This window comes from Oceanobacillus timonensis (assembly GCF_900166635.1).
GTDB classification, from domain to species: Bacteria; Bacillota; Bacilli; order Bacillales; family Amphibacillaceae; genus Oceanobacillus; species Oceanobacillus timonensis.
Window position 1 is genome coordinate 3750829 of record NZ_LT800497.1, and the last position, 26543, is coordinate 3777371.

Annotated in this window: 23 protein-coding genes and 1 pseudogene; 11 read left to right on the forward strand and 13 right to left on the reverse strand. The window is 40.2% G+C overall.

What is annotated here, in order from left to right; all coding sequences use genetic code 11:
• Positions 1 to 32: 32 nt before the first annotated feature.
• The gene (locus tag B7E05_RS18560) at positions 33 to 527 is read right to left on the reverse strand and encodes an SRPBCC family protein (protein ID WP_080875598.1); all 495 of its coding nucleotides are present in this window, start codon (positions 525 to 527) and stop codon (positions 33 to 35) included.
• A gap of 248 nt (positions 528 to 775) precedes the next feature.
• Here B7E05_RS18560 and B7E05_RS18565 point away from each other — a divergent pair, with 248 nt between their 5' ends.
• Positions 776 to 2482, forward strand: coding sequence for an FAD-dependent oxidoreductase (locus B7E05_RS18565; protein ID WP_218672705.1), 1707 nt, complete (start codon positions 776 to 778; stop codon positions 2480 to 2482).
• 114 nt (positions 2483 to 2596) lie between these two features.
• Here B7E05_RS18565 and aroD read toward each other — a convergent pair whose 3' ends face one another.
• Positions 2597 to 3364, reverse strand: coding sequence for a type I 3-dehydroquinate dehydratase (gene aroD, locus B7E05_RS18570; protein WP_080876366.1), 768 nt, complete (start codon positions 3362 to 3364; stop codon positions 2597 to 2599).
• 332 nt (positions 3365 to 3696) lie between these two features.
• Here aroD and B7E05_RS18575 point away from each other — a divergent pair, with 332 nt between their 5' ends.
• The 5 genes from B7E05_RS18575 to B7E05_RS18595 are packed head-to-tail and all read left to right on the forward strand — an operon-like array spanning position 3697 to position 7257.
• Complete coding sequence (locus B7E05_RS18575) at positions 3697 to 4575, forward strand: ATP-binding cassette domain-containing protein (RefSeq protein ID WP_080875600.1); 879 nt, start codon at positions 3697 to 3699, stop codon at positions 4573 to 4575.
• The gene (locus B7E05_RS18580; RefSeq protein ID WP_080875601.1) at positions 4572 to 5267 is read left to right on the forward strand and encodes a hypothetical protein; all 696 of its coding nucleotides are present in this window, start codon (positions 4572 to 4574) and stop codon (positions 5265 to 5267) included. Before B7E05_RS18575 ends, B7E05_RS18580 begins: the two co-directional genes overlap by 4 nt.
• 30 nt (positions 5268 to 5297) lie before the next feature.
• Positions 5298 to 5675: a GntR family transcriptional regulator gene (locus B7E05_RS18585; protein ID WP_080875602.1), complete on the forward strand. Its 378-nt coding sequence runs from the start codon at positions 5298 to 5300 to the stop codon at positions 5673 to 5675.
• Positions 5672 to 6553 (forward strand): ATP-binding cassette domain-containing protein, encoded by an 882-nt coding sequence (locus B7E05_RS18590; RefSeq protein WP_080875603.1) that lies wholly within the window; start codon positions 5672 to 5674, stop codon positions 6551 to 6553. The genes B7E05_RS18585 and B7E05_RS18590 overlap by 4 nt, the downstream gene beginning before the upstream one ends.
• Positions 6550 to 7257 carry a hypothetical protein gene (locus B7E05_RS18595; protein WP_080875604.1) on the forward strand — a complete coding sequence of 236 codons (708 nt, stop codon included), beginning with the start codon at positions 6550 to 6552 and terminating at the stop codon, positions 7255 to 7257. Before B7E05_RS18590 ends, B7E05_RS18595 begins: the two co-directional genes overlap by 4 nt.
• A 189-nt stretch (positions 7258 to 7446) precedes the next feature.
• On the opposite strand, the gene B7E05_RS18600 is transcribed toward B7E05_RS18595, so the two are convergent.
• The 3 genes from B7E05_RS18600 to B7E05_RS18610 form a co-directional block, all read right to left on the reverse strand.
• A complete protein-coding gene (locus B7E05_RS18600; protein WP_080875605.1) occupies positions 7447 to 9057 on the reverse strand; it encodes an IS1182 family transposase in 1611 nt (536 codons plus the stop codon).
• 103 nt (positions 9058 to 9160) lie between these two features.
• Positions 9161 to 10894 carry an ABC transporter ATP-binding protein gene (locus tag B7E05_RS18605; protein WP_080875606.1) on the reverse strand — a complete coding sequence of 578 codons (1734 nt, stop codon included), beginning with the start codon at positions 10892 to 10894 and terminating at the stop codon, positions 9161 to 9163.
• The gene (locus B7E05_RS18610) at positions 10895 to 11707 is read right to left on the reverse strand and encodes a MerR family transcriptional regulator (RefSeq protein WP_080875607.1); all 813 of its coding nucleotides are present in this window, start codon (positions 11705 to 11707) and stop codon (positions 10895 to 10897) included.
• A 174-nt stretch (positions 11708 to 11881) separates the two neighbouring features.
• Between B7E05_RS18610 and B7E05_RS18615 the strand changes: the two genes are divergently transcribed.
• From B7E05_RS18615 to B7E05_RS18635, 5 genes and pseudogenes are all read left to right on the forward strand, one after another.
• The gene (locus B7E05_RS18615; protein WP_080875608.1) at positions 11882 to 12334 is read left to right on the forward strand and encodes a helix-turn-helix transcriptional regulator; all 453 of its coding nucleotides are present in this window, start codon (positions 11882 to 11884) and stop codon (positions 12332 to 12334) included.
• Positions 12331 to 13248 carry an ABC transporter ATP-binding protein gene (locus tag B7E05_RS18620; RefSeq protein ID WP_080875609.1) on the forward strand — a complete coding sequence of 306 codons (918 nt, stop codon included), beginning with the start codon at positions 12331 to 12333 and terminating at the stop codon, positions 13246 to 13248. The genes B7E05_RS18615 and B7E05_RS18620 overlap by 4 nt, the downstream gene beginning before the upstream one ends.
• On the forward strand, positions 13248 to 14033 hold the full coding sequence (locus tag B7E05_RS18625) for a hypothetical protein (protein WP_080875610.1): 786 nt from the start codon (positions 13248 to 13250) through the stop codon (positions 14031 to 14033). Before B7E05_RS18620 ends, B7E05_RS18625 begins: the two co-directional genes overlap by 1 nt.
• A gap of 211 nt (positions 14034 to 14244) precedes the next feature.
• Positions 14245 to 15639: pseudogene (locus B7E05_RS18630) on the forward strand (ISLre2 family transposase).
• A gap of 232 nt (positions 15640 to 15871) precedes the next feature.
• Positions 15872 to 16738, forward strand: coding sequence for an alpha/beta hydrolase (locus tag B7E05_RS18635; RefSeq protein WP_080875611.1), 867 nt, complete (start codon positions 15872 to 15874; stop codon positions 16736 to 16738).
• A 166-nt stretch (positions 16739 to 16904) separates the two neighbouring features.
• Here the strand turns inward: B7E05_RS18635 and B7E05_RS18640 are convergent, their stop codons facing one another.
• The 8 genes from B7E05_RS18640 to allD all read right to left on the reverse strand — a co-directional run bounded on the left by B7E05_RS18640 (position 16905) and on the right by allD (position 26524).
• Positions 16905 to 18347, reverse strand: coding sequence for a YfcC family protein (locus B7E05_RS18640; RefSeq protein ID WP_080875612.1), 1443 nt, complete (start codon positions 18345 to 18347; stop codon positions 16905 to 16907).
• 296 nt (positions 18348 to 18643) lie between these two features.
• Positions 18644 to 18856: a hypothetical protein gene (locus B7E05_RS18645; protein ID WP_080875613.1), complete on the reverse strand. Its 213-nt coding sequence runs from the start codon at positions 18854 to 18856 to the stop codon at positions 18644 to 18646.
• The gene (locus B7E05_RS18650) at positions 18856 to 20085 is read right to left on the reverse strand and encodes a pyridoxal-phosphate-dependent aminotransferase family protein (protein ID WP_080875614.1); all 1230 of its coding nucleotides are present in this window, start codon (positions 20083 to 20085) and stop codon (positions 18856 to 18858) included. Before B7E05_RS18650 ends, B7E05_RS18645 begins: the two co-directional genes overlap by 1 nt.
• Before the next feature lie 642 nt (positions 20086 to 20727).
• Entirely contained in the window at positions 20728 to 21660 is a 933-nt protein-coding gene (gene arcC, locus B7E05_RS18655; RefSeq protein ID WP_080875615.1) for a carbamate kinase, read from the reverse strand.
• 4 nt (positions 21661 to 21664) lie between these two features.
• A complete protein-coding gene (locus B7E05_RS18660) occupies positions 21665 to 22438 on the reverse strand; it encodes an oxamate carbamoyltransferase subunit AllH family protein (RefSeq protein ID WP_080875616.1) in 774 nt (257 codons plus the stop codon).
• Positions 22435 to 23700, reverse strand: a complete 1266-nt coding sequence (locus B7E05_RS18665; RefSeq protein WP_080875617.1) for a YlbE family protein — start codon at positions 23698 to 23700, stop codon at positions 22435 to 22437. The genes B7E05_RS18660 and B7E05_RS18665 overlap by 4 nt, the downstream gene beginning before the upstream one ends.
• Positions 23681 to 25456, reverse strand: coding sequence for an acyl-CoA synthetase FdrA (locus tag B7E05_RS18670; RefSeq protein WP_080875618.1), 1776 nt, complete (start codon positions 25454 to 25456; stop codon positions 23681 to 23683). The genes B7E05_RS18665 and B7E05_RS18670 overlap by 20 nt, the downstream gene beginning before the upstream one ends.
• A gap of 18 nt (positions 25457 to 25474) precedes the next feature.
• Complete coding sequence (gene allD / locus B7E05_RS18675; protein WP_080875619.1) at positions 25475 to 26524, reverse strand: ureidoglycolate dehydrogenase; 1050 nt, start codon at positions 26522 to 26524, stop codon at positions 25475 to 25477.
• Between the last annotated feature and the right edge of the window lie 19 nt (positions 26525 to 26543).

The following is a 26543-nucleotide window of genomic DNA, read 5'->3' on the forward strand; positions in this document are numbered from 1 at the left end:
CAAGAGCTGATGCTTTTGGAGGCACTGTTATTTTATTTATCTTCCTCTAAAAATGGTTGTACTATCTTTTTATATGCTTCATACTCCGCTTTCCATGATTCCACTGGAAAATCTATTGGTTCCCCATTCAGCGCTGCCTGAAACATATCTAAACAGATATGCCAGCCAGCTAAATCTTTGGGAGTATGGTCATTTAGTATCGGAATATATTCTTTTAATACGAACTTACATCCCTCTTCTTCCGCTTCCAATTCAAACCGGACAGATTCATCTCCCCATTCAAATTGCCAATGAGACTGCGCTTGAAAATCTAAAATAGAAATACCAAAGGAGTTTCCTGTCCCATCATTCATATGGAATGTCATCGTTCCATTCTTACGCAAGTCTACCACTTCTAAATTCGGCATCCATTGCTGCAGTTTGTTATTCTGTGTAAGAACAGACCATACTTCTTCTACTGTATTTTCCCAATGACGTTCAAATGTTGCTATATATTCATTTCCTACTTGTTCTAACGTTGCTAACATCTATTTTCCCTCCTTCAATAACAATCGAATTCATTTATTAGTTTCTTGTCCAATATTGATATTTTGAACATTTTCTAACCACCTTACCAAATCTCTTTTCATCGTTGTACAGATTACATTCTCCTGTTGTTTAACCATATTAACAGGCAGGTTCCATTCTTTGAAAGCGATTACAAAAAGCATTATACTTAAAATAGAGCATAGTATATTATAACATAACTCGAAGTATGGAAAGGGAGGTCACAATTTTGGAAAAACAGTGGGATAATCACTATGATGTTGTTGTCGTCGGTTCAGGTGCTGGAGGATTAACGACTGCTTTAACTGCAAAATTACGCGGACTCTCGGTCATTGTCATTGAAAAAACAGCCTTATTCGGCGGCTCCACCTCTAAATCAGGTGGAACCATCTGGATCCCAAATAATCCTTATTTAGACGAGGCTGGAGTCAAGGATACGTATGAGCAGGCAAAAACATACTTGGATTCCACTATCGGTGACCGAGTGCCAGACACATTAAAAAATGCTTATCTGACAAAAGGCCCGGAAATGGTATCCTATTTACATGAAAACACGGAACATTTCAGATGGGAATACACACCCAAGTATTCCGATTATTATCCAGAAGCACCTGGTGGGTTAGCTTCAGGCAGAGCAGTTGAAGCGCAGCTTTTCGACCTTCGAAAATTAGGAGATGATTTGCAGTATTTACGTACATCTGGTTTACCAACAAAAGGGATGGTACTTAAATCAAGTGAATTCCATAAGGTGAATATGATTATGAGGACGTGGATTGGAAAGGCAAAGGCAATGAAAGTAGGAATGCGTCTTATCCGCACGCTCATTTCCGGATACAAGCCGACCACTTTGGGAGAAGCTGTTGTTGCCCGTCTATATACCTCTCTCAAAGAAGCAGGCGGTGAAGTTTGGCTCCAAACACCATTTAAAGACTTGATTTATGAAAATAATCGCGTCACAGGAATTATCGCCGAAAGAAATGGAAAGGAAGTCAACATTCAGGCTCGTCAAGGTGTTGTTTTTGCTTCGGGCGGATTTTCTCATAGTAAAGAACTGCGGGAAAAGTATTTGCCACAGCCCACTAATACGGAATGGACATTATCAGCTGAAGAACAGACAGGTGATGTGATTGCTTCAGGAGTAAAACTGGGTGCACAATTGGATTTAATGGACAAAATGTGGGGAACGCCTACATCCGCACCTCCTGGATCCCCGGCATTTATGCCTGTTGCGGAGCGCGCTACACCTGGATTGATTATTGTGAACAGCAATGGCGAACGCTATATCAACGAATCCGTTCCATATCATGAATTTGTCGATCAAATGTATAAAAATAATACAGAACAAAGCTCCACCATACCATCATGGATGATTTTTGATAAACGAGTTAAAAATCGGTATCTCGTTTTTGGAATCATGCCATTGCAGCCGCTCCCTAAAGAATGGTTTGAAAGTGGATATGCTAAAAAAGCAGATACTCCAGAAGAATTAGCGAAGCAAATCAATGTCCCTCCAGAGAAACTTGCTCACACCATTTCCAGATTTAATACCTTTGCAACAAATGGAAAAGATGAAGATTACCATCGTGGTGACAGTGCTTATGACAGATACTATGGCGACCCGACATTGGCAAATCCGAATCTGGCATCACTAGATAAAGCACCTTACTATGCCATCCCAATATATCCTGGCGATATTGGCACCAAAGGCGGACTTGTTATTGATGAATCTGCAAGAGTGCTGACAAAAGAGGGTCGATCCATTCCAGGATTATATGCTACCGGAAATTGTACCGCCTCTGTCATGGGAGAAACCTATCCCAGACCAGGTGCGACGATTGGAGCATCAATGGTGTTTGGCTACGCAGCTGCAATAGATATAGCTGAAAATAGAGAAAAGAGAGACAGTCAGATTCCTAAAATAACTATGACGGTTTAGGACGTGTTTATTGAATAAGCGTGAAGAACAAAAAGGATCTCGATGAGCAGCTGCTTATCCTAACAGCCATATCAACATCCTTTTTTTTCGTGCGCTTTATTTTTAAACCCCTTATCAATCACCCATTGACTTATCCAGCACATCCAGCACTTGCCGCAGCTCTCCAACCGGTACCTGTCCCGGCGCAGAAGCTTTTTCTCCCGCTCCAAAAGTTAAAGCAGATCCGAAAACTTGACCGGATAACCGGCTGACTACTCCAAGCGGACCCATTGCCATTGTAATCATCGGTTTCTTTGTATCCTTTTTCATTTCATTTGTTGCAGCGAGCAACGCTAACACATCGTCTGTCTCCTTTGGCATAACAGCAATTTTTAATACATCACCGCCAAGCTCCTCTGCTTGTTTTAGACGACTGACAATGTCAGATTTAGGCGGTGTTTTTTGAAAATCATGATTCGAAACAATCACATATGTATGCTGTTGATGAGCTGTAGAAATCAGATTCTGAACTGTATCTTCTCCCTGATAGAGTTCAACGTCCACAAAATCGACCAGACCAGTCTCGATAACAAATTGATTCAGTGCCACATAATCCGCTGTGGAAAGCTCCTTCTCTCCTCCCTCTTGATGGCTGCGGAAGGTAAAAATAAGCGGAATTCCTTTTAAAACTGCCGTTAAGTCTTTTAACACCTGCTCCACAGCTGTATGATTTTCCACTTCTTCAAAGATATCAGCACGCCATTCTACAACATCTGCTCCCTCCTGCTGGTAACGCGCAGCCTCCTCAATAAGGGCTGCTTTTGTGGAAGAAGTTAAAGGAATACAAATACACGGTTTCCCCTCTCCCAATACGATATTTTTAACTGTTAATGCTTCTGTCATCATACATACATCTCCCATTCTCCACCAATTTTAAATGGGAACTACCTTCGTTCCTCATCTGTCTCTTACTTTTCCTTTTCATCTCATAAGGTTCTTAGGGCATTTTCTTTTTACGTTTTCAACTTACTTTCCAATATATCATACGTTTCAAACAAATTTCTTTGCCTATTTTATATTTTCGTAAATAGGAATATTTCTTTCTATTATAGCCTATTTTGCAGAAGGCATTCTATATTTTATTGACAATTCATCATCACACTGTTACGGTTATACACATAAGTATATAACCATAACAGTATACGTGTTAAAAATATATATAAAGGAGAATGTATATGCCTTATTCCATTGAAGTACGCCATTTAACGGTACATTATAAGAAGTTTAAAGCGTTAGAAGATGTAACCTTTATACTGTCCCCAGGCAAAGTTCATGGCATATTAGGAAGAAACGGCGCTGGTAAAACCACCTTGTTAATGCACCTTGCTTCCTTTCACAAAGTAAAGCATGGCTCGATTGCCATTGATGGAGAAGACCCTTTTGAAAACGAACGGATCTTGCAGGGAACATCTTTTATTTATGATAAAGATAACACCTATGACTACGATAAAATTGCCAAATTAATCAAAGAGATGCTCTATTTTCATCCGAATTTTGACGAAGCTTATGCCAAAGATTTAGCAGCAAAGTTTAACATTCCGATGGATAAAAGCGCTGACCAATTATCCAAAGGACAGTATTCCGCTTTACAGGTCACCATTGGTCTGGCAAGCAGAACGCCGCTTACGATTTTTGATGAAGCCTATCTGGGTATGGATGCACCGGCAAGAGAGTTATTTTATAAAGAAATCTTATTAGAACAGGAAAGACATCCGCGTACGATTTTATTTTCTACCCACCTTGTTTCCGAAATGGAATACCTCTTTGATGAAGTACTTATGATCAATAATGGCAAGGTTTTATTGCAGGAAACAAGTGAGCAGCTTCTGGAAAAAGGCTTCTCTATTACAGGATCTAAAGAAGATGTGAATGCATTTACAAAAACAATGAAAGTGATTCATGAGAAGTCGCTTGGCGGCACAAAATCTGTGATGGTGTATGGAACGTTGACGGAACAAGCGCAGCGAGAAGCAGCTGAGCTTGGTTTAGAGATTGGCACATTATCTTTAAATAATCTCTTTATTCATTTGACAAAGGAAGGTGAAGAAGCATGAAACAATCGCAATTAGGATGGGCTTTATTCGCAGAACAGATGAAATGGGCTGCTTGGTTTTTCGGCATAATGATTATGTTGACGATTGGAATTACGATAGCAAATCATTGGGGTGTCTTGGATAACCTTGATGTTAGCAATACAACTTCGAATGTATTTTTGTTGATTATCGGATTGCTTTATTCTTATGGGTTCTTAGACTACTACTTTAAATTAGGGATCTCCCGGAAAAAGTTCTTTAAAGCTTCTTTATTCGCATCCGTGTTGCTTTCCGTTATTTTAGCTTTTGCGATGAGCCTCATGATTGGTTTATTTGAGACACTTGTTCCAGCTTTCGGTTTTACTGTTCCATGGTCAGATTTATTGAGCAGCGGTGGCATATTATCTTTTCTAAAAAGTATAGCCGATTATTCTGTCAGCCATTTTCTCTATCTTTTAATTGGCTGGTTTATGGGGCTTGGTTTTTATCGGTTTCGCTGGAAGATTGGATTATTATTTATCCTTCTTTCCTTTCCATTTTTCGGGATATCCGCATTGTTGCAGGATCAGGATGATATTGCACATACGATTAACTTTTTCACCTCTAACTCGCACATTATCAGCATGGGACCCTATGCTATTTTCTTTATCATGATAGCCATTTTAATTATCTGTAACTACCGTCTGACCAAAAACGTACCAATTCGATTATAAAAACTTGCCAGAAAGGAGGCTACACGCATCATGTCCACACAATTTCGAAGTGATAAACCTATTTTTCTCCAAGTCCGGGAACAGATTGAAGACCAGATTGTCAATGATCAGCTGAAAGAAGGCGAGCAAGCCCCTTCCACCAATCAGCTGGTGCAATTTTATAAAATTAATCACGCCACTATTTCCAAAGGCGTTACACAGCTTGTAGACGAAGGCATTTTATACAAAAAGCGGGGTGTCGGCATGTTTGTCGCAGAAGGAGCAAAACAAAAACTCGTTCAAAAACGAAAGCAGGACTTTATGGAAGATTACGTTATCGGCTTAGTCCAGGAAGCAGAGAAGCTTCGTATTACAGAGGATGAAATTATTGATTTAATTAAAAAAGCAAAAAAGGGGGATAACGCATGAGTTATGCAGTTGAAGCCTCAAATATCCGTGTACAATATAAAGATTTTACTGCTATCGATCAAATTAGTTTTCAGCTCACACCTGGAAAAATTCATGGTTTATTAGGAAGAAATGGAGCTGGAAAAACAACGTTGCTCTCTGTTTTGGCATCTTTTCGAAAAGCAGATGCAGGAAGTCTTACCATTGATGGTGAAGACCCTTTTGAAAATCCAAGAATTATGCAGGGCACAATCTTCCTATTTGATCAGCACAAAGATTTGGAATACAGCTATGATAAGGTTGGCGAAACATTAAAGGAAATGGCTTACTTCCGCCCAAATTTTGATGATACCTTTGCCCTTCAGTTAGCTGAAACGTTCAAGCTTCCTTTAAATAAAAAGGTGAATCAGCTGTCGAAAGGAAAAAAATCAGCGTTTCAAGCGATTATTGGTTTAGCAACTAGAGCTCCTTTAACCATTTTTGATGAAGCTTATTTAGGAATGGATGCGCCGACAAGAGAAATATTTTATAACGAAATATTAAATGATCAAGAGGAGCATCCAAGAACCATTATCTTTTCGACACATCTTGTTTCGGAAACAGATTACCTGTTTGATGAGGTGCTGATGATTCATAACGGAAAGGTTTTATTGCAGGACACCAATGAACAGATTATTTCTAAAGGATTTTCCATTACAGGTTCACAGGAACAAATAGATGCATTTACTGAAGGGTTAGAGATTTTAAACAGTCAAATACTTGGCGGAACAAAATCCGTTATGGTGTACGGGGAAATGACGGAACAGCAAAGAAATGCCGCAAATCAAGCTGGACTTGAAATTGGACCGCTCTCTCTGCATGATTTGTTTGTGCATTTGACGAAGGAGGAAGAAGAATGAATTCTATTATCTTATCACCGAGAAAAATAGGAAGGTTCTTGTTTATGGAACAAGCGAAATGGACGACATGGTTTCTTTCCTTTATGTTTGTGATCTACATTGTCGTTATAAGTTTTGCTACCGGTCCACACTCCAGTTTTATCGACTTGGCAAATTTCTCAAACGGCTCATCATCTATTTACATGCTCGTTCTTGGTATTCTGACAACGTCGTCTTTCTTTTATTATTATATGCTGCAAGGCGCTACCAGAAAAAATTTCTTTTTTGGCACATTGATATCGACCGTCTTACTAGCAGTGACAATAACGATCATCTTCATGTTGTTAGCTTTTATCATCCAATTTGTATCAGGCTGGGTAGGATGGAATATACATGCACCCGAAGTTGATTTCACTAGTAGCTTCTCTGCATTTATTGATACTTTTGGCAGTTTTGTCATTGTACACCTTATTTATTATTTAATCGGCTGGATGATAGGGTTAACCTTTTACCGTTCAGGCTGGCTGTATGGACTTTTTTCAATTGTTCTTAGCCTCTTCATTTTAGCAATAACAGGGATTCTAATGGAAATGACACTTTTTTCTTTTTTCTCTCAAGTCTTTTATTTACCAACCTTTGTTACCATCCCATTAAGTCTGGTGCTAGTTGTGGCTCTTTATGGAACCAATTATCGCTTAATGAAAGATATCACGATAAAAGTATGATTTCACAACTATTTTCCTAAAAAATGATAGAAAGGAGCTGTCGCAAAATGCATATTATGCATTTGCTGACAGCTCTTTTTTCTATATGAGATTGCTCTTTTTAAGATTCATTATTTTATTTATGGTGATAAAGGGAAAATCAATCGTTTTTTGACGCAGTTAAATAAGCTTCACCTTTTTTAAAATTTTTTAAGCGGTCTTTAATGGATGATAATAAAGATTCAGGCGATCAGCTTGGATTTTTGTATGTATTTTATTAAGATTATAACCAAATGCCAGAATCAATAGCTCGTTTCGTACATTCCCTGTTCCTCGCGTACGAAACTTTTTCAGTTGATAATCTTCCTTCAACACGCCGAATGTTCCTTCCACTTGAATGGAACGATTCATACGGTACAGTGTGCCTGTTTCTGTTAGAATATTTTCTTGCGCGGTTTCCCGGTAAGCCAGAAATTCCTTGGCTACATGCAGTTGGCGATTCCCTTTGGCTTTCGTACATTTTTCTTTGAACGGGCACCCTGTACAGTCTTCACTTTCGTACACCGTTACTTGAGATTGGTAGCCTGTCTGCGAGGTTCGCGTGTAGTTTCGAATGGCATGTAATTGCTGGTCATTGGCGCAGGTATAGGTATCTGTGCCTTTGTCATAAGTCATGTTTTCCCGATATTTGATATCCTTTTTGAAAGAAGCTTTTTTCTTGCGCTCATGATTTTGCGGCTTGATATAGGCCATCTGTTCTTGCTTCTTTAAATACACATAATTTTCTTCGCTTTCATATCCAGAATCTGCGACGATATGGCGATACGTAAAAGGAAGGTGCTCCTTTAAATATTGAAGCATCGGAATCAATGTTGTCGTGTCGTTTCGATCGGAAAACGCATTGATCCCAACGATAAATTCCGCATCCACGGCAGCCTGGACATTGTAAGCTGGCTTGAGTTGGCCATTCCGCATATGATCGTCTTTCATCCGCATAAACGTGGCATCATGGTCTGTTTTGGAATAGCTGTTTCGTTTCTCTCCCATAATTTCGTTGGAAGCATCATATTGTTCTTTGCGCTGAAGCATTTCCTTTACTTGTTCATGGTAACGTTGAAGGACGTTTTTTCTTTTCCCTTTGCCATATACAAACGTGATGTTCTCTTCTTCCTGTATTTTCTCCAGGAAAACAAGCACTTTTTTCAAATCTTCTAAAAACGTCTCATAGGGGCTTGTGAAGAGCTGACAGTACGTCGTATTGATCTGTTCCAGAAGGGCTTGCCATTTGGCGTACATCTTCGCTTCATGTTTGGTGATTGCCTTTTTCCATACGAAAGAATACCGATTGGCATATGCTTCGATTTTTGTGCCATCGATATAGAGTGTTTCTCCGGTAATGGCTTTTTGTTCGTAGAGCCATACGACTTGTTGAAAGAAGAGCTGTTCCATCACGGTATCGGTCAGATATTTTTGCTTGAATCGACTGATGGTCGCATGGTCAGGAGCTGCATACCCCTGAAGAAGCCAGCGAAAATTGATATCCCGGCGGCAAGCTTTTTCTATCCCTCGGGAAGAATAGATTTTTTGGGAAGCTGCGTAGGTAATGACTTTAAATAGAATGACTGGATCGACTGCCGGTTTTCTCCCTTTTGGAGAGTATGCCTGTAATAGTTCTCTATAATCCATCCTTTCACATAAGAGGCAGTGGAGCCGGACCGAATCATCTAAAGGAATCATTTCTTCCACGTCCATCGGTAAATATAATTGATAGTTAGCGGAAGTTTGCGTATAATTGAATTGTATTATTTGTTTATTAGTCATAAGTTAATAATACACGAGAGCAGACCCTTTGTGGTCTGCTTTTTTGTGTATACAAAAAAAACTGTTGCACGCTCAGTTTCCTGATTGTGCAACAGCCCCTTTTTCACGTCAACTGCTGTTCTGCAAAAGAACGGTACAATTCATGTGACTCCAATAATTCCTGATGCGTCCCTTTTCCGGTGATCTCTCCATTTTCAATAAAGATAATCTGGTCTGCATCAATAATCGTCGCCAAACGATGGGCGATCACAAATGTCGTTCTTCCTTCCATCAATCGCTGTAATGCTTTTTGCACCACCTGTTCCGATTGACTGTCGAGACTTGCTGTGGCTTCATCCAGCAATAAAATCTTTGGGTCACGTAAGAAAGCTCTGGCAATATTAATACGCTGCCGCTGTCCACCCGATAATTTTGTACCACGCTCGCCGACTTGCGTATCCATTCCATTTGGGAGCTCTTGAATAAATTGAGCAGCATAAGCCATTTCTGCTACTTCCCAAAGTTTTTCAGCCGCAATTGCTTCTGCATTTTCTAATCCATATGTCAGATTATCACGAATCGTTCCTGACATCATCGAGCTCTCCTGTGATACATACCCAAGTTGTGAACGCCAGGAGACAAGCGAAATATCCTGAATCGATTCATCGCCAAGCAAAATCACACCTTCATTGGGCTCATAGTAACGTTCAATCAAGCCAAATACCGTACTTTTCCCGCCGCCGCTTGGCCCTGCGAAGGCAACCATTTCTCCCGGTGACGCCGAAAATGAAATGTTATGCAAGACCTGCTCGCCTGCTTCATAAGAAAAGCTGACTTCGTTAAACGCCAACGGAAGCTCGCTAATTTGTTTTACAGAACCAGGTAATACTTCTTCCTCTTCTTCCTGCAAAATTTCTGAAATGCGTTCGGTCGCTCCCTTTGCCTTTTGCAATTCCGTAAAGAACATCGCAAAGGTGGTGAGCGGCATCACAATCTGGAATAAATACAAGAGAAAAGCAACAAGCGACCCTGTCGTCATGGTCCCCTGCTCCACACGAATACCGCCATAGCCAATAATCATCACAATCACAAGCATGACGATCATATACATAAACGGAGCAATAACCGAGAAAATCTTCGCTTCTTTTAAACCAGTCTGCAATAGCTTGAAGATTCCTCGCAAGCCCCGCTTCTCTTCTTGCTGTTCTGCGGTAGAAGATTTCATCAGTTTGATTTCACTGACTGTCTGCTGAATTTCTCCCTGGAAATTCGCTGTCTGGTCTTGGAGACTGCGTGATACTTTTGCCATCTTTCTTCCGAGCGGCAACATCACCATTAACGTAACCGGAACAGCAATAAACATGATTAAAGTCATTTTCCAGTCCATGAAAAGCAAAATGATAACTGCCCCTATAATCGAAATCAGACCGGAAATAAATTGCGGAAAATGCTGAGAAACCAAATCTTTTACAATCCCCGTGTCATTAATTACACGACTGACCGATTCTCCGCTTGGCTGCTTTTGAAAATAAGGAACCGGCAGGCGAATCAGCTTTTTCCACAAAATTTCCCGAAGCCTGGCTACTACCTTTTGTCCGACATAAGCCAGGGCATAAGCGGACAATCCGTCTACCAGTGCATGCACAATAAAGACACCAATAATAATGACAATAAAACGCCAATCTAAATCAGCAATGGAAAATCCGTCCACAAGCTCTCTCGTTAGAAGCGGAATCGTGAGCCCGACCAAGGTGGTCAATACACTTCCTATTAAGCCTAATATTAATACAAGCTTTGGTATCCTTGTAGATAGTAATAACTTCATAAAATTACTGGATGATTGTTTCGATGATGCCATTTAATCCTCTCCTTCTTCCTCATCCCATAATGGACTTAAATAAGCCATTGTTACTTGCTGAAGCCACGTCTCTTCCTCTTCCGTAATCGGCGTCGGGATAAGACGCTCGATTTCTTGAATATATGCCTCCAGCTGTTCTTCACTCTCTTTGTCTTCCATATCTAAAGAAAAAATATCTGACAATTCTTCTAAAGAATCCTTTTCAAATATCTCTAAGATTAAATGATAAAAATCCCCCAGCATTTGTCTCACCTCTGGATGATCTGCTGGCTTTCCACAATGCTCCTTGACCCGTTTGTAAAATGTCAATATTCCCTGTTCAAAAAGCATCTTCTCCTTCGCCGTCTGCGGAAACATCTTCTTCATGATATCTTCTTTAATGATTCCTTTTGACAGCTCCTGCTGTTTCTTTTCGTTTTGCATATTAGCCAGCAAACTGACAAGTACAGCTTGATCTACCTCCTTTTCATTTTCTAATAGAGGGATCGTCCGCTGGATAGCCTCTAATGCAATATCAATCTGTTCCTTATCCTTCATCAACTTTGATTCCTGCAATCGTAATGTATCAATAAAGCTTAAATCAAACGTATCGGGCTGCATATAATCCTTGATGTCCTCTAAGCTCATTCCTAAAAATTTCATCGTTAAAATTTTATGCAGCTGAATCATATCCTCTTTTTCATACACACGATGTCCCGTATCTTCATCCCGTTTTGGCTTCAATATGTTCTTCTCATCATAATAATGCAGTGTTCGTACAGATACGCCTGTCGATTTAGCAAATTCACTGATCGAGAACCGTTCTTTTTTCATTTCCAACCAAATCCCCTCTCGATGGATAGTTTCATCATACCACCTCACGTTACGTCAGGCACAGCTATTTTTGATACGTAACTGACATTAACATAAATGGTTATCCTGCATAGCTTGTATCCTTTTCATGAAAGGGTAAAATAAAAGTATACCACCATGAAAGGAATGCATAGCATGCAAAAAATTACTTTAGCACGAAATCTTTCTTTTTTAAGAAGTGAAAATAACTACGCTCAAGAAGAATTAGCCGAAAAAATTGGTGTCACCAGGCAATCCATTGCAAAGTGGGAAAACGGCGAGTCTTTACCGGACATTATCCATTGTGATGCCCTCGCCTCCTTATTTGATGTTTCTTTGGACAATTTCATTCATTACGATCAAAAAGAAAGCGGCTTTCCAATCCCTCCAAAGGGGAAGCATATGTTTAACACAACTCCATTAGAGAAGGATGGTTATGTTCAATTGCCGGATAAGGCTTTAAATATGGTCCACATGCAAGCAGGTGACCATTTTATGGTGTTGGGTGACGAGAATCCGGAAAGTATTGGTATCGCTTTGGTTCCGGCAGAATTTTTTACGACCATGGCACAAGGAATCTTGAATCATACAAAGGACACTAAAAAATGACGCATTATATTCTGGAAGCAAAAAACATCTCCAAATCCTATAACGGTTTTCAAGCATTAGAAGATGTATCAGTAGCTTTGGAAAAAGGAAAAATCTACGGTTTGATTGGTCAAAATGGAGCCGGTAAAACAACGCTCATGCGGATGATTGCCGGCTTGTCCTTTCCTACTTCCGGAGAGCTATATTTATTTCATCATTCCAGTCAAAAAGCATTACAGACTGCACGAAAGCAGATGGGCAGTATGATTGAAAATCCCAGTATCCTCGACAACATGAACGCACGGGATAATCTCCGCGTTCATAAAATCATGAAAGGGATTCAAGAAGAAAATGCAGAACAGCGAGTACTCGAGCTTGTTGGATTAGGGCATACCGGAAAAAAGAAAGCAAAAGATTTCTCCTTAGGAATGCGCCAGCGCTTAGGGATTGCTATCACCCTGCTTGGCAACCCGGAGATATTGATGATTGATGAACCTGTTAATGGGCTCGATCCAAGCGGCATTGCAGAGATGAGACAGCTTATAAAAGAATTAGCCGCCAAACACCAAATGACGATTCTGCTGTCCAGCCACCATTTAGCAGAGCTTCATCAAACGGCAGATGAATTCATTATTATGAATGAAGGGAAAACCCTAAAAACACTGAACCACGACACATTAGAACAACAAATTAATAAACATCTTCTGATTCATTGTAACGAACCAGAAAAGCTGCAGAAGGTGCTGAGAGAATCCCTTCATACAGAAAATTTTATTGTGCAGCCTGATCAAAGCGTGAAATTATACGATTTCACCAATGAAAAAGAGAAATTATCACGAACTTTGATCGAACATGGTATTATCGTAACCACTTTCGCAACGCAGGAAGAAAGTTTAGAAAGCTATTACCTTCAGTTAATAGGAGGTGCGAGCTGATGCAACTATTAAAAGCCGATTTCTTTAAATTAAGCAAATCGATATCCCCATGGGTACTATTCATGTTAGCTATGGTCAGTGCGATTATTTTTGCTGCCTGCTCCCATTATGTAGCGACAGGCCGTTTAAGTTTAGAAACTGCATCAGGCAGCTTGTCTCTATTTTCCGAAACGCAGATGATGGCATTATTGGGAAGTATCGCTGCAGGCATTTGCCTGACGACCGATTTTGAAAATAAAATCATTGAAAATGCCATTTCTGGCGGACACAGCAGAAATGCGATTATGATGAATAAAATGATTTCCTTTTTTATGTTAATGGCATTGTTGTATTTGCCTTACGTAATCATCACGATGATTTTTGCTTTTTCAAATACTGCATTCAGTGGTTTTATCCCGACACCAACTTTAAATATTTTATCAGAAGCAGCTACCCGGGAATTCACAGCAGGTTTATTTGGTAACATCCTTTTAACCAGCAGTGTATCCTTGCTCCTTTTTATAAGTCAGCTGATGATCAGCATTTTCTATATGTTCCTATTAAAAAAGGCTGTTCTAGTCATCGCTGCTACGTATATAACCAGCTTAATCCTTGGACCTATCTCAAGCTTGAATGAAACCGTTCATTCTATAATGGCTTATACGCCTTATGGGATTGATTTATCCGAATTAACAATCGCAATGAGCGGTGCATTTATAGCCAAAAGTATCCTTATCTGTTTGTTATTTATACTCCTTTTCTATCTTGCCAGTTTCCTGGTCTTTCGGAAAACGGAAGTGAAATAATATTATTAGACAAAACGCAGCATAACACGCATTTTTCACAGCTAAACCCTCTCTCTCAACATAGGGGGCAAAGGACAAGTGAAAATCGTATAGTATGTGTAAAATTATACTCGAGGGTTCAAGAACTTCCAGATAGCTAAAAAAGAGAAGGTACTCTATCATAAAATGTATGCTTTGCACGGCATAATACATTTACGAAAGAGGCCTTCTCATGAAAACTATTATATCAAAGCTCTATAAAATAATAAAGGAAACAGCCAATTTCATTGAAATGGAGGAACAGGCATACCAGACGATGTACGAGTACTTCACTTCTTTCATTGGGGATATATTTAGTGAAATAGATGAAGCCCTGGTATCGCAAAAGCTTACAGAAGGATGGAAAAAGAGCGAGTAGACAACAGGAGCGTACAGTTTATGTTTGGAACCGTGACTTTTTCTCATACCTTGATGATCAATACCGCAGGAGCGTCTATCTATCCCTTTGACGAATGGATGGGAATACGCAAAAACCAACGATATAGTCCATTGATTGAGTTAAAGGTGGCGGAGATGGCTAGTGAAAGCACTTATAGAGAAGTAGCTCATACGCTGGAAGAATGGACACCTGTTCACCTGAGTCATCAAACCGTTGGAAATATGGTGAAAACAGTAGGGAAAGCACAGGCAAAAGCCGATCAGGAAATGGTAACAGAAATGGAAGAGGCAGCGTCTTTACCAGAAGGAAAAAAAGTGGACTACTTCTGATGGAGTGTTTATTCGAGGACTTCAGAAGAAACGCCATATGGAAGTACACCACGCCGTCATGTATGAAGGTTGGGAGAAGAATGGCAAACGTGTAGCTCTGAAGCAGCCAACCGTTATCATGACAACGCAAACCACTGATGCTTTCTGGGATGAAACACAAGCCATGGCGGCAAGTCGTTATACATTAGAAAACGCTCAGGTGGTTACGAATAGTGATGGTGGCCAAGGATATACGGCAGAAAAGTTTCAGACAGCCTTTTCCCAGTCGAAACATCCTGTTTTAAATCAATTGGATGCTTATCATGTCGCCCAAGCTGTGAATCGTGGTTTTGGGAGTGCAGAAAAGGCATATAGACAGGCAGTCAGGAAAGCATTGAAAGAACATGATTTAGATGCTTTCAAGCTTCAGACAGACACCTATGAAAGCACCTTGGAAGAAGAAAAACAGATAGAGAAAATCAAGCAATTTCGTTCGTATATTCTTGGTCATTGGGATCGTATTTATGATTGGCGAGAAATCGTGACATCCTGTCCAGAAGATGCCAGGAAGCTGGGAGCCATGGAATCCAATCAGCGGCATGTATCCTTCCGCATGAAGAAACGCGGGATGCATTGGAGTGAAATAGGCGGAGAAGCAATGGTAAAGGTGAAACAAGGTATATTCAATCAAACCTTACGAACAGCTTATTTAGAGCATCATCAGCGTAGTAACCGAAAGCAGCGAGCGGTGAAAAAAGCCGTCAAAATAGCCTCGTTATTACGTCAGCGAACACAGCCATCGATTGGTGTGAAGCAAGGTGTGATTCCTTTATACGAAGCGCATTCTACAGCGATGGGAAAGTTAGTAAAAAGTTTTTAAATACCATACCTTGATGAAAGGTGAAGGTTCTTGAATTGTAGAACGTTCACCTTCCATCAAGGGGAACAAGCGATAGCGCGTTAGCCGAGTTATAGGTGTACAAAATGATGAGGCCGGAAATACTGGTGGGAAAATCCTTTCGAGAAAAAATTGACACATACAATCGTATAGTTTCATTTGACATCACAATAACATGCCGATATCATATTCATTATGAAAGCGAGTGACGAACATGAAAACATATACGTATAAAGTAAGCCGTGAATGTGAAATAAATGGAACATTGCATGAAACGACAGAAAAACAAGCGCCGCTGCTCATGTATATTCATGGCGGCGGTTTAATTTGGGGCACCAGAGATGATTTGGATAAAAAACAGATTGAGTTGTACACCAACGCCGGGTTTCACGTATTTTCCATCGACTATCGACTGGCCCCGGAAACGAAATTACCGGAAATTGTAGAAGATATACGCGATGCGATTGGATGGCTCGTAGAAGAAGGAAGCCAACAATGTGACTTTGATAAAGAAAATATTGCTGTCATCGGCTCTTCTGCTGGTGCTTATCTGGCATTAATGTCCGGGACACTCCAAAATCGGCCAAAGGCAATTGTTTCCTTCTATGGTTACGGAGACATCACTGGTGACTGGTATACAGAGCCTAGTCCACATTTTACAAAAATGCCTGCTGCTCCGGAAATGCTTGCCAAACAGCTGATTATGGATAAGGAAATCGCTGGTTCGCCAATTGAAAAAAGGTACGCCATCTATCTATTTTGCCGGCAGCAGGGAAAATGGATTGATTATGTAACGGGCAAAAGTTCCAAAGAAGATCTAGCTTCCTTAAATGCATACTGTCCTGCCCGTCTCGCAGACAGTAACTATCCCCCGACTTTATTATTACATGGCGATGCGGATGAAGATGTACCATATCAAGAATCCGTTCATATGAAACAAGTATTGGATGAAGCAGGAGTGGTTAATCAACTGATTACAATATCCGGCGGAAAACACTCATTCGATCAAGATATGGAAGATCCGCAAGTTATCGAGGCATTTGAAAAAGTGATTCAATTTCTGAAGCAGCAGCTTGATTGATTTCTTATTATATCTTTCAATATATAACTTGCTTCAGGTATAGAAAAAGACAGGAAGACACCTTTACAGCGTGCTTCCTGTCTTTTTCTGTATTGCTGTTCATCCTACACTGGCCGGCAAAGCCTTTGTTTTCCTCCGAAGAATAAATGCTCGCCAGATTATATGATCAAGACCACTGCATGACTTGAGCGATGATTAAAATGACTACCGCAGCTCCAAACCACATAAAGAACAGCGGCAAATAAAATCGAACCCATTTCTCCCATGATACGCCAGCTAAAGCGATGGTCGCCATAAAATAACCAGAAGTAGGGTATAACAGATTTCCAATCCCGTCTCCAAACTGATAAGCTAATACAGCTGTCTGACGTGTCACTCCAATCAAGTCTGATAAAGGTGCCATAATCGGCATGGTCACTAGAGCTTGTCCACTTCCGGAAGGCACAAGGAAATTAAACAGCATTTGCACAACTGCCATACCAATTGCCCCAAAAACAGATGGCAGTTCGCCGACAAGGCTGCCGAGACTATTCACAATAGTATCCATTACCATACCATCTTCCATGACGACAGCAACCGCTCGGGCAACACCAATAATAAACGCGCCGATTAATACTTCTCGAAAGCCATCATTGAAACCCTCACAGATTTCTGTAAAATTTAATCCGGAGATTCTGCCAACGACAACGCCCATGAGAATAAATAACCCGGCCATTTCGATCATAAACCATCCTTGCGTCACTACGCCGTATATTAACAGACAAAAGAACACCAAAATAAACACAGACGCAATTTTTTGCCTGATGGTAGCTTTACGCGGACTCCCTGTTTCTGATTTTTCCAGGTATTGTTCCCTCTTATCTGCATCGTCTTCATATACCAGACTGGCTTTTGGATTTTTCTTCACTTTTTGTGCATAACGGATAAGATAAGTCAATCCGATAACAACAAATACCACAAAAGCGATTAACCGCAGTTCTATGCCTGAAAAAACCGGTAAGCCGGATATTTTTTGGCCCAGTCCTGTGTTCACCGGGTTAAGAAAGCCGGTCGTAAATCCAGCGGCCGTACCTATCAAAGCAAGACCTGCAGCAACAATGGAATCGTATCCCAATGCAATCATTAAAGGCAGCATAACAGGAACATACACCAGGCTCAGCTCCTGTGTTCCGATTAAACCGCATATTGTTGCAAATAAGATAAATAAAACCGGAATAACCATAATACTGTTACTTGAAAACCTTCTAGTCAGCTTATCTACTCCAATTTCAATAAGCCCTGTCTTTTTAATGACTGCAAATAAACCGCCTATAATAAAAGTAAAGAAAACAATTTCTCCAGCTTCAATTAATCCTCTAGGGATAGCAGTCATAAAATCAATGATTCCAATTGGTGACTGTTCGACACTTTGAAAAGAATTGGGATCAATGGTTTCCCTTCCCTCTGGTCCAGGAACCCTGTCATACATCCCGGCAGGAATAAAGTAAGTGGCAATAGATGCCAGGACGATAAAGGTAAACAGGATAACATAGATATGAGGCATGGTAAACTTTTTTTTCTTTGGTTTATCGGGATTCAGATTATTTTCAGATTCTTTCTGCTCAGACATTTTATCCTCCTTCATTTACATGGAAAGCCAATTTATACGCTTACGTCTATGCTTCATACTCCGTAAACAGATAATATGTAATTTTTTGCTTAAATATTTTTGGTTTATCAACATGTTGGTTGTCATTTTTTGCAGTTAACGTACTTCTTGGCTAAATTTTATATTTTCCTATACTGTGAAAGAAATTCAACAATGTTCTATATTTAGACATCATTTTCATGCCAGTACGCACATAAAATCCCATTATGCACTATTGTTATTCTACCACATCTGAACAAGAACGTATATAAACGTTGTCATCGTAATAGGCGGGCACCATGCCTACCAGTATAGGAATTGTTTTTCTTTTTCCAAGAAAATGAAAAACTGATTTGGAAAGTAGGTTCGTTATTAGCTTCATAATTTCCTCGCATATTAAAAAGAACAGTCTGCAATAATCCTGTTGCAGACTGTTCTTTCAGTTTAAATTTAATCTTTCTATCATTTTTCGCATCTTTACGCAGCTTCATTACTCGGCAGACTCGTATACGTCAAGTGCAGCTTGCAGTCCTTTTCCAGCATTCACCTGTACTCCATGACGGATTAATACACCTTCCATTGCCGAAATAACAAATAGTACATTTTCTTTCCGGCAGCTGTATCCCATCGTACCGATACGCCATATTTTCCCATGTAAAGGACCAAAGGAACTTGCGATTTCAATTCCAAATTGTTCAAGAAGTATTCTTCTGACAGAATCCCCATCAATACCATCTGGAATTTTTATACAAGTTACCATCGGCAGTTTCCAGCCAACATCATTAAACAGCTCCAGCCCCATGGCTTTTATTCCTTCCATAAGCGCCTTTTCATGCAGTTTATGACGTTCAAACCGAGCGGACAGCCCTTCCTGTAAAACAATTCTTACGCCTTCCCGTAATCCGTACAGCATCGTAGTTGCTTCTGTATGATGGTTCAGTCTTCTAGGTCCCCAATAATCCTGTAACTGACTTAAATCAAAATAATTACTTTGAATCGGTTCACGTGTTTCAACATTATCATCAGCTGTTGCAATCCCTTTTTCAACCTTTTTGCGGGATGAAAGGATACGTTCAATACGTTCATTATATGTGATTGGTGCCATACCAGAAGGAACGGACAGACATTTTTGCGTCCCGCCAATGACCGCATCCAGTTGCCATTCATCTACTTTTACCGGTGTTCCGCCAATTGTCGCAACAGCGTCTACGATACATAATACGTCCGCTTCCCGGCACGCTGGTCCAACTTGATCCAACGGCTGCATACACCCTGTAGAGGTTTCTCCATGTACGACAGCAAGCACTTTAGGCTTTATTTTTTTCATTTCTTCAATGATTACTTCCTGATCAAAAACCTCTCCCCATTCACAATGGATGGTGTGAACTTCTGCTTTATTTCTTTCAGCAATTTCAGTTAGTAAATGGCCGAATCTCCCATAAATAGGAACGAGCACTTTATCCCCTGGTTCAATGACACTGCTTAATAAAGCCTCGATTCCAGAACGGGATGTGCCATCTACCGGGAAAGCCCATTTATTTTTCGTTTGAAAAACATCTCTTAGCATTTCCATCGTTTCATTCATCATCTGTGTAAAAGCTGGATCAAATTGTCCAAGAATTGGTGTGCTCATCACACGCAATACTCTTGGGTCCACCTCAACCGGCCCTGGTGTCATAATTGTTCGTAATGGGGTATTCATTTCTGGGTAACTATTCATTCTCTCGTCCTCCTCATAAAGCTCATTCATTTCATACCTTTATATAGAACATTATCTTTTTTCAAGACAGCTATGGCTTGCCCATTTTCAGCACCTTTTCATAGTCTGTCCACTCTTTCACAATTATTATCATTTTTCTTAAACAATACATTTCCTAATCTACAAATGTACGCATATCCATTCATTTCAAGCAACATGCTATGTGCATAAAGACCATGAACGGCAACAGGAATATATATAACAATAAGGTTCTGTATTATTTTTTACGTTTCCAGGCAGTATCATCATGTGAACCTATGAGCACTGCTTTTCATTTTTTCATCAGATTTTATTTACTTTTCATTCTGTAATGGGATACACATATACAAATGATAATCTTATTTTAAAACAAACGCTTCTGAAAAACATGAACATAATTGTAGAATTAAATATGAATTTTTGGCTAATTCAACTAAAAATAAATCATTTTTTATGAACGGCATGAATTAAGATTACCCTTATCTCCATTAAAAGTAAATTATTTTCATCTAAGAAACACCCAGCTTGCTCAATCAGACTGGGTGTTTACGTGATTCCATATGTAGTTTCCTTCATCATTATAAAAAGAGGGAGGATATGTTGCTTCCTCCCACTCTAACTGTCTTATTTTGTGATACGTGTACCAGCTTTACCTTCTAAAGCATCTACTGCCTGATCCAATGAACAGATAATCGCTTCTTTACCTAATTTCGCCATTTCTATTCCTGCTTGAATTTTTGGAAGCATACTTCCAGCAGGGAATTGATCTTCCGCTACATATTGTTCTGCTTCCTCAATCGTAACCTGGCTCAGTTTTTGTTCATTTTCTTTTCCGAAATTGATATACACATTCGGTACATCTGTCAGCATCATGAAAACATCTGCATCTACCTGTTGAGCAAGTTTTAATCCGGAACGGTCTTTGTCAATAACTGCTTCTACACCGTGGATTTGGTCTTGTTCATCGCGATAGATAGGGATACCGCCGCCGCCAGAGGAGATAACAATCGTCTCATCAATTAACTGGCGAATTTCGTCAATGCCATGTATTACTTTTGGCTCTGGAGAAGGAACAACTCTTCTATACCCGCGGCCTGCATCTTCTGTCATGGTATAGCCTTTTGCTTCCATTTGCTTTGCTTCTTCTTCTGAGAAGAATACGCCGATTGGTTTCGTTGGATTTTGGAATGCTTTATCATTCTTGTCCACTTCTACCATTGTTAATAATGTAGCCACATTGGCACTGATCTGGCGCTTGCTGATATGATTTTTTAGCGATTGTTCCAGCATATAGCCGATAAATCCTTGGGATTCGGCATTACACACATCGATTGGAAATGCTGGAACCGTATCTTTCGCAGCTTCATTCTGCACGATGATATTACCTACTTGTGGACCATTCCCATGTGTAATAACAATATTGTGTCCTGCTTCTCTGATTTCGATCATGTGACCTGTTGCTGATACCACATTGTCTAATTGATTATTATAGGTTGCTTCTTGATTCGGTTGTAAAATTGCATTACCACCTAATGCAATAACGACGTTTTCACCCATATTTTCACTCCTTATTTAAAGCCATGCAAATTCCGTATAATGTATCTTTCCCAGAAGAAGAGCCTACTTCTATCAGGCTGTTCAAACTTTTCAAAGATGAATCATATTGTAAATTTGTGATTTTTGAACTAAATAAACCTTGTAGCGCACAAGTTATAAAACGTTGGCTGACAATCGTTGTTAAAGGTTCTTGTATCAGTTTTCCCAACGTTTCAAGATGATTGGGTGCAATAAAGGGGTTGAGAAAATGGCCATACAATATACCAACCAGTATATCGTCACCTGTTGGGGTTAATCCTTGGCCGCGCCCGATAAAGTACCTGAAATCATCTTCCAGTTTCTCTGAAGAATCCTGTAATTTTTGGATCAACGCTGACACATATTTTAATTCAAAATCCGTATTTTCATACGACTGAAATGAAATTTGCTGCATATTTTCTTGTAATTTATTTATATTGGCACACTCGAAATCCGTATGTAACGGAAGTACCTTTGCATAATGAAACGTGATGTCAAAGCGGTTGTGGGAAAGATGTTTATTGCGGACTAGGAAGGTATCTCCAATTTCAATACTTGCTTTCACCGTTTGCTTCGTTTGTGGATTCAGTAAAATTCCAAATGGAAAAGTCCCGTTTTCATCCGTACCAAGGAATATCAATTCACCGTTAGAGTCAACAATATTCAATCCTTTTTTAAAAATACTATGAACCGTGAACTTTTTCCCCTCATTCAAGAGTTGGAGTGCGATTGAACCAATCGCACTCGCCTCTAAAATCATTCTGTAAAACCTAATTTTTCAGCATATGCTGTAATTGCTTTTTCAAAACATTCAATTGGCGGGTTAACCGTACCGGCACCAATTTGTCCGAATCCAGCAACTTTATGCGCAATACCAGTATTGATAACCGGTGTAATACCTGTTTCAACAACTTTTCTTGCATCAAGACCTAAGCATGCCCCTTTGAAATCCCAAGTTGGAATAGCAAAGTTCGGGTTTTCACCAATATAAATTTCTGTCATTTGATTACTTGTTTCAAGCGCATCGTTAAATCCACCTGAACCAACAAACCGTGTTACTGCAGGAGCAGCAATCATTGCTACACCGCCAACGCCGATTGTTTCTGTAATCGCGGAGTCACCAATATCTGTGTTCGCATCTTCTGCTGAATAACCAGTGAAATATAATCCTTGCGGTGTATTAACAGGAGCAGTAAACCATTCATCTCCCATACCCGCAATACGAATTCCAAAGTTTTCACCGTTACGGCATAATGCTGTAACCACGGTACCATGTTCAATGGTTGCTGCCGCATCCATCATGGATTTCCCAGTTGCCATCGCAATATTTAAGAAAAATTGATCCGTATCAGCTAAGAATTGAATGACTTCAGTTCTTTTTTCTTCTGAAACATCGTCTAAAGCTGAAATAGCTGGTGTCACTTCTTTTAAAAATGCCAATGACGCTGCAATATTACGTTGGTGGAACTCATCTCCCATTGCGATAGATTTCGCAATCAGGACATTCACGTTTAAGCCGCCTTCCATGGTTTTCAATGCTTTACTTAATACTGGACCTAGCACATCTTTCATCCAGTGCAGACGGTTAATTACTTGATCGTTATAAGCACCAAAGCGCAATACAGCACCGATGCCTTCATTCATTTGGCAATACGCTTCATTTCCAGACTCCTTGTTCACAACAACAAGTACTGGCATGTTAGGAGAAGTGATACCGCCCATTGGTCCTACGGTATTCACATGATGACATGGAATAAACGTAATCTTATCATTTTCCAGCAGTTCACGTGCTCCTTCTTCGTCTTCTGCCCATCCTTCAAAAAGGATCGCTCCGATACAAGAACCTTGCATCGGATCTGTCATATTTTCATACTTAATTGGAGGTCCTGCGTGCAGCAGCACATGCTCTTCCAATTCAGGAATAACAGATTTAGCAGGCACTACATCCGTTAAGAATGGTGCAGCTGCTACGATCTTCTGGATAACAGCTTCATTTGCTTCATTAATTGTTTTGTAACCCATTAGATGTATCTCCTTCATAATAGTTTAGAAATTGAATTACTTTCATTAACTTCTCATCACCGCCGGCAATTGGACGCCAGTTAAATTGAACACACTCAGATCCGCTTTCCTTCACTGCTTCTGTGAAGCTTTTCAGCCCAATATTGATAACACTAGGGTTGGAATTGATTAAGGACATAATTTTTTCGTCTACGGATAAATCAACTGGTGTATGCTCTACTTTTTGCACATCAAGTACCGGTTGTTCTGCTTTACCGCCTACAAGGCTGATCGCTGTACGAACCATTTGATCATTCGTTTCACAAAGGATAGCGCCACTTTCTTTTAGCGTATCAATTTGTTTTTGATAACCTTGAGGGTCTTGCTCTGTACCTACCACTGTTGCAAGTACTGCAAGCTCACGCCCATCTTCTTTTGCATTTTCAAGTACTCGTTTAATCGTCGGTGCTAATTCATTCGCCATATCGTCATGACTGCCGTAGCCGATCACATTATCAAGCATGATAACTGCTGTTTCCGGATCATTTCCAGATGTCTCAAGCATCTCGATACGTTTTTCCGGATCAATCATCGGATGCGGTCTGCCTTGCGTATAAATATCATCACCCAAGTCAATAATTTCATGATGCTTGGTTTTTAGAATATAAGCTTCTTTCTTTTCCTCAGGAACTTCATCTTTGAATGCTTCTTTCAATAACATCGCTGCTTCAGATGCCAATGTTCCGCCGGAATAATAACCTTTGATACCGACTTGTGAATCTTTTAAAGATACGTTGATATCTTCCACCAATTTCGGTTCAAAGTTTGGTTTTTCACCATTAGATAATTGAACAGACGCAACTGCTGCTTCTTCCAGTGTATAAGCATGATAAATATTTTCTTCTTGGAAAGCAGGCTTGTCACCTAAGAATAGTGTAACAACGGGCTTGTCAATGTTTCTTAACACGTTTAACACTTTTTGCTGCACTTCTTCTGCAGGTGGCTTAGAAATAACGGTAATCACATTTACTTTCGGATCTTCATTCAACGCTTTGATACCGTCTAAAACCGTAATTGCTCCAACTTCTGTTGATAAATCGCGGCCGCCTGTTCCGATAGCATTTGTTACTCCTTTACCGTAACGGTCAACGATGGTTGTCACTTCTTGAATTCCTGTTCCAGAAGCACCGACAACGCCGATATCTCCTTCTTTTACGATATTGGTAAAAGCAAGCGGAAGACCGTGAATAATTCCGGTACCACAGTCTGGTCCCATTACCAATAGGCCTTTTTCATGTGCTTTCTGTTTTAATCTTACTTCATCTTCTTTAGGCACGTTATCACTGAAGATAAAGGCATGAAGTCCTTCATTCAGCGCATTTTCAGCTTCTAATGCTGCATATTGTCCAGGAATGGAGATTAATGCTAAATTTGGATTATTAGCAAGTTCCATCGCACGTTTCCAGTTCAGTGCTTCCTGATCTTTTGATGCTTCTTGTGAAGATGAATCACCTTTTAATTCTGCGTCAACTTCTGCTTCTACCTCAGCCGCTTTCTCTTCTTGGTCTGTATCTACAACAATGGCAATATCATTCGGGTTTGCGTTTTCTAACTCATCTGTGCCCAAACCTGATGATTTGAAAATGTCTTTGTTAGCTGGTGTCCCCATCATGATGGATACTTTGTTTACGCCATCCATTGCAGATAATTTGTTTGATAAAAGCATTAACACAATAGAATCCTGATACGTGTTTTCTTTTATAATTGTATATAACATAATGTTCCTCCATTTGAATTATTCTGCAAATCTATTTTTCCCATGGTACCGATCGTAATGAATATCATCTGATACCAGATAATTGTAAATATCATCCACGATATCAATACCATCTTTTTCATACTTTGCACTTCTTAATCGAGCACGCTCGCCCGGATAAAAAATTTCACCATAGCCTTCTGCTGCCGGCTGTGCTTTTAATTCATCAAGCATTGTGGAAACCTGTTTCTTAAAAGCATCTAAATCGGTGAAATATGCCGGATTGATTACGATGTGAATTTGGCCTAAGTCCCTGCCTTTGGCCAAGTCTTGATACATCGAGGATACATGGACACCATGAGGCGCGCCGAGCAGGCTGCCTGATAAAATATCCACCATCATCATCAATCCGTATCCTTTTGGTCCGGCAATGGGAACAAGGGCGTGCACATCTCTTGCATTCGTTGTCGGTGCGCCAGATGCATCTACCGCCCAAGTGTCCGGAATGGATGCATCTTTACTTCTTGCATCCAATACTTTTCCCCAGGCCTGAACCGTTGTAGCCATGTCAAATGTAATCATGCGTTCGTCAGAAGACGGTGCACTGAATGCAATCGGGTTCGTGCCAAAATACGGCTCTGTCCCTCCAAACGGCACTACCATTGGATCGGATTGACACATACTTAAACCAACCATGTTTTTTTCTGCGGCCATTTCAACAAAATAGCCCAGAGCACCACTGTGTGAAATATGCTTCATTCCAACGACAGCAACGCCAGTTGATTCCGCCATCTCAATCGCTTTTTCCATCGCCTGTTTTGCCGCCTGGTGACCCGGTCCGTTGTCTCCCTCAAAAACGGCAGATGCCGGCCCTGTTTGTTCAAACGTGTAATTCGGATTTGCTGTAATACCGCCTTTTGCAATTCGTTCTGCGTAGTATTCCACGCGTACAGCACCATGAGAATGTATGCCCCGATAATCGGCAAAAGTCAATACATCCGAAACATCATGCGCTGCTTCTTCATTTAATCCAGCTTTTATCAATTTTTGCTTCATTAAATCAAACAGTTCCTGCTTCGTTACACGCATCTGACTACTCCCTTTCATC

What these genes read in the sequence shown, in the direction of transcription:
- B7E05_RS18560 (WP_080875598.1), bottom strand. Translation starts at nt 527, where the DNA reads ATGTTAGCAACGTTAGAACAAGTAGGAAATGAATATATAGCAACATTT.
- aroD (WP_080876366.1), bottom strand. Translation starts at nt 3,364, where the DNA reads ATGACAGAAGCATTAACAGTTAAAAATATCGTATTGGGAGAGGGGAAA.
- B7E05_RS18575 (WP_080875600.1), top strand. Translation starts at nt 3,697, where the DNA reads ATGCCTTATTCCATTGAAGTACGCCATTTAACGGTACATTATAAGAAG.
- B7E05_RS18580 (WP_080875601.1), top strand. Translation starts at nt 4,572, where the DNA reads ATGAAACAATCGCAATTAGGATGGGCTTTATTCGCAGAACAGATGAAA.
- B7E05_RS18585 (WP_080875602.1), top strand. Translation starts at nt 5,298, where the DNA reads ATGTCCACACAATTTCGAAGTGATAAACCTATTTTTCTCCAAGTCCGG.
- B7E05_RS18590 (WP_080875603.1), top strand. Translation starts at nt 5,672, where the DNA reads ATGAGTTATGCAGTTGAAGCCTCAAATATCCGTGTACAATATAAAGAT.
- B7E05_RS18595 (WP_080875604.1), top strand. Translation starts at nt 6,550, where the DNA reads ATGAATTCTATTATCTTATCACCGAGAAAAATAGGAAGGTTCTTGTTT.
- B7E05_RS18600 (WP_080875605.1), bottom strand. Translation starts at nt 9,057, where the DNA reads ATGACTAATAAACAAATAATACAATTCAATTATACGCAAACTTCCGCT.
- B7E05_RS18605 (WP_080875606.1), bottom strand. Translation starts at nt 10,894, where the DNA reads ATGGCATCATCGAAACAATCATCCAGTAATTTTATGAAGTTATTACTA.
- B7E05_RS18610 (WP_080875607.1), bottom strand. Translation starts at nt 11,707, where the DNA reads ATGAAAAAAGAACGGTTCTCGATCAGTGAATTTGCTAAATCGACAGGC.
- B7E05_RS18615 (WP_080875608.1), top strand. Translation starts at nt 11,882, where the DNA reads ATGCAAAAAATTACTTTAGCACGAAATCTTTCTTTTTTAAGAAGTGAA.
- B7E05_RS18620 (WP_080875609.1), top strand. Translation starts at nt 12,331, where the DNA reads ATGACGCATTATATTCTGGAAGCAAAAAACATCTCCAAATCCTATAAC.
- B7E05_RS18625 (WP_080875610.1), top strand. Translation starts at nt 13,248, where the DNA reads ATGCAACTATTAAAAGCCGATTTCTTTAAATTAAGCAAATCGATATCC.
- B7E05_RS18635 (WP_080875611.1), top strand. Translation starts at nt 15,872, where the DNA reads ATGAAAACATATACGTATAAAGTAAGCCGTGAATGTGAAATAAATGGA.
- B7E05_RS18640 (WP_080875612.1), bottom strand. Translation starts at nt 18,347, where the DNA reads ATGTCTGAGCAGAAAGAATCTGAAAATAATCTGAATCCCGATAAACCA.
- B7E05_RS18645 (WP_080875613.1), bottom strand. Translation starts at nt 18,856, where the DNA reads ATGAAGCTGCGTAAAGATGCGAAAAATGATAGAAAGATTAAATTTAAA.
- B7E05_RS18650 (WP_080875614.1), bottom strand. Translation starts at nt 20,085, where the DNA reads ATGAATAGTTACCCAGAAATGAATACCCCATTACGAACAATTATGACA.
- arcC (WP_080875615.1), bottom strand. Translation starts at nt 21,660, where the DNA reads ATGGGTGAAAACGTCGTTATTGCATTAGGTGGTAATGCAATTTTACAA.
- B7E05_RS18660 (WP_080875616.1), bottom strand. Translation starts at nt 22,438, where the DNA reads ATGATTTTAGAGGCGAGTGCGATTGGTTCAATCGCACTCCAACTCTTG.
- B7E05_RS18665 (WP_080875617.1), bottom strand. Translation starts at nt 23,700, where the DNA reads ATGGGTTACAAAACAATTAATGAAGCAAATGAAGCTGTTATCCAGAAG.
- B7E05_RS18670 (WP_080875618.1), bottom strand. Translation starts at nt 25,456, where the DNA reads ATGTTATATACAATTATAAAAGAAAACACGTATCAGGATTCTATTGTG.
- allD (WP_080875619.1), bottom strand. Translation starts at nt 26,524, where the DNA reads ATGCGTGTAACGAAGCAGGAACTGTTTGATTTAATGAAGCAAAAATTG.